Source organism: Colwellia sp. BRX9-1 (assembly GCF_014077195.1).
Classification (GTDB): domain Bacteria; phylum Pseudomonadota; class Gammaproteobacteria; order Enterobacterales; family Alteromonadaceae; genus Colwellia_A.
On record NZ_JACGVM010000049.1, the window covers coordinates 1 to 1,963 of the forward strand.

General features: G+C 33.6%; 3 protein-coding genes. All 3 read left to right on the forward strand.

Annotated elements, in window-relative coordinates:
- Positions 1 to 383 precede the first annotated feature (383 nt).
- The 3 genes from H4J76_RS19395 (at position 384) to H4J76_RS19405 (ending at position 1,757) form a co-directional block, all read left to right on the forward strand.
- The gene (locus tag H4J76_RS19395; RefSeq protein WP_182231133.1) at positions 384 to 791 is read left to right on the forward strand and encodes a hypothetical protein; all 408 of its coding nucleotides are present in this window, start codon (positions 384 to 386) and stop codon (positions 789 to 791) included.
- Between the two features lie 109 nt (positions 792 to 900).
- Positions 901 to 1,212, forward strand: a complete 312-nt coding sequence (locus tag H4J76_RS19400; protein WP_182231134.1) for a hypothetical protein — start codon at positions 901 to 903, stop codon at positions 1,210 to 1,212.
- Positions 1,213 to 1,241: 29 nt separating this feature from the next.
- Complete coding sequence (locus H4J76_RS19405; RefSeq protein ID WP_182231135.1) at positions 1,242 to 1,757, forward strand: hypothetical protein; 516 nt, start codon at positions 1,242 to 1,244, stop codon at positions 1,755 to 1,757.
- Positions 1,758 to 1,963: the final 206 nt, after the last annotated feature.

Consider the following 1,963-nt stretch of genomic DNA (forward strand, 5'->3'; position numbering starts at 1 on the left):
AGGTGTAATCGCCACTTCGTTTTATTGTTTAAAGCATTTGCCAATTTAAGTAGGGCGTTTGTGTTTTCTTAATATGGTTTTGGAGTGTTTCGCCAAGCTCTACGTCATTTACGCCAATATAGTCTGCGGGCATTACCTAAAAACAAAATGTCCTTGCGAATTGGCTTTTTATTGTTTGGTGTTGTGGCTCAAAATCTAGCAGTTGTGTTTTTAAAGTAGCGAATGTTATATTAACTTTTAGTGTTTGCTTTAAGGTTTTGTATTTACTGAAATACTTCACCTAACAAGCAATTCAAACGGACAAATAACAGTTGGCTGTCGTTCGTTCCTCACTATTTTAGCCAACAATTATTTGCCGCTTAATATGGGCGTTATAAGGTTCTATGAATAGGTTATTAATTTCCACTGTTTTAGTTTTAATTAGCTTTAACATTTATGCGAAAAAAATTGAATGTCTAGCTCATCCTGATTACCCGAATGATAGAGGTTTTTCCGCTGAAATAGAGCTAATTCAAAATAATGATAAATTTAAAGTTAAGATTGAAAAATTAAGTCTTAGTGATAATTGGCCATTAGAAAAACCTTGTAGTTCACCACTTGAATTTAGTAATGTTACATTCTTAGGTAGCCAAACTAAAGATGGATTTAAATTTGGGTTAGACAACGGAAAAGAATGTGGTTTTGTTTTTCATATATCTATTAATAACAAAACGCCAACATTACTTATGCCACATAACACTTTCAAGGTGTTTGGTGAAAAACCATTTCTGGCTAGGTGCAAAACCTTATAACAAGCCATTCAAGCAGGACAAATAACAGCTGGCTATTTGCTCCTTCGTCGCTTATTTTAGCCAACTATTATTTGCCTCTTAATGAGGCGTTATGTTTCAAGGAGGCACATTGGATAATTCAGTCAAATTAAAGGCTTTAAAAAGTATCATTTTTGCTATCGAAAACCCTGAGCAACACACCAATAAACTGAGGAAGAAAAGTAAATTTTTTAGTTCTCTTTCTTGGATATGTCTATTTATAAGTTTTCTATTGTATTTTCAAGAGCTGACAGGTATCTATATTCTAGTAATCGCAATTTTATCAGGTTTATTAATGGGTTTTTCTCTTTATTTACATTCAACTAGCAAGCAATGGCCAATTGTGGCAAAGCATGTAAATATAGATTCTGTTATTAGCGAAATCAATGAAATAGAAACATAACAAGCCATTCAAGCAGGACTTAATTACAGTTGGCTGGTTCCGCTCCGCTTCACATTTTAGCCAACTACAATTTGCCGCTTAAAACGGCGTTATGTGTATCGAGAGTTATGGATTACATCAAATATCATTACGACGAATTACTAAAGTTACTAATTACGATTTCTTCTGAATCAAAGATTCAATTGGAAGCTCATGGTATTGGGAACGCAGAAGAAGAAATGGCTACAGATTTATTAACTCACTTTATAGAATATAAAGATGAATTAATTTCTGCCGAATTAATAACTATCGATCATGCCAAAGCTATTTCAGAGATTGATTCGTTTTTTAGCTCACACGACAATGATGAAGACGAATTATTTTGGTCTGGTATAGAGACTCACCCAGATTGGGATATTTTAAGGCGAATGGCAGAAAGTGTACTTTTGCTAATGAAAAAAGATAACCTAACAATAAAAATAAGTATCAAAAATACAACTAGCTGGTTTAGTAATAATATAACGTGTCAGGAAATTGGTATTGATTTGGTAGAAAAATACACATAACAAGCCACTCAAGCAGGACAAATAACAGTTGGTTTTGTTCGCTTCGCTCTCTATTATAACCAACTATTATTTGCCTCTTAGTGGGGCGTTGGTATGACTCCCCACGTCAAGTTAAATACACTGATCCTTGTTCATTAATTTCAGAACCATTGTATTCACTTTTAGTATTAAGTGAGTTAACGCATAGAATGAAGCAAGTAATTTCG

Bases quoted from the DNA above. Each gene is read 5' to 3' on its own strand.
- H4J76_RS19395 (WP_182231133.1), top strand. From the start codon at position 384: ATGAATAGGTTATTAATTTCCACTGTTTTAGTTTTAATTAGCTTTAAC.